The sequence below is a fragment of the Nemorincola caseinilytica genome (genome assembly GCF_039540515.1).
Classification (GTDB): domain Bacteria; phylum Bacteroidota; class Bacteroidia; order Chitinophagales; family Chitinophagaceae; genus Nemorincola; species Nemorincola caseinilytica.
Window position 1 is genome coordinate 1 of record NZ_BAABFA010000026.1, and the last position, 611, is coordinate 611.

At 61.0% G+C, this 611-nt stretch carries 1 protein-coding gene; it reads left to right on the top strand.

The genetic code is table 11. The features are described 5' to 3' along the window. Positions 1-611 (top strand): Ig-like domain-containing protein (locus tag ABD843_RS16315; RefSeq protein ID WP_345085645.1); only part of this gene is annotated, 611 nt, incomplete at both ends.

Below are 611 nucleotides of genomic sequence, written 5' to 3' on the forward strand. Positions count from 1 at the left end.
GATACGCCTACAGCCATCACAGGTGCGCTGGGTGTGTGCATAGGTACCACCACCACCCTGAGCAGCACACCTGCGGCAGGTGGCACCTGGATGAGTGTGACCCCTGCGATAGGTACCATTTCCTCTCCGGGCGGTGTAGCGGGTGGTATCAGCTCCGGCAATACTACGATAGTGTTCACGCGGGCGAACGGCTGTACACGCAGCGCGGTGCTGACGGTGAACTCTTTACCGGTGACCCCTGCCGGCCCCATACATGTATGTCTTAATGCTACAATTACACTTTCTGCCACGCCCGGCGGAGGCTCATGGGGCCCATCGGGCGCAGTGGTAAGTGTGACCCCCGCAGGTGCTGTGACGGGTCTTGCTACCGGCACGGCAAGCCTTACCTACTCGCTCGGTACGGGCTGTACCACTACCACGGTAGTGACGGTGGATGCCCTGCCTGCAGCGATAGGTGGCGGTCCGATGGCAGTGTGCGAGGGTGCGACAACGACATTGACCTCATCGGCAACACCGGGCGGCAGCTGGAGCAGCACGAACCCGGCAGTGGGCACAGTGAACCCTACGGGTGTAGTGGGTGGTGTATCTGCGGGTACTACAACGATAAGCTT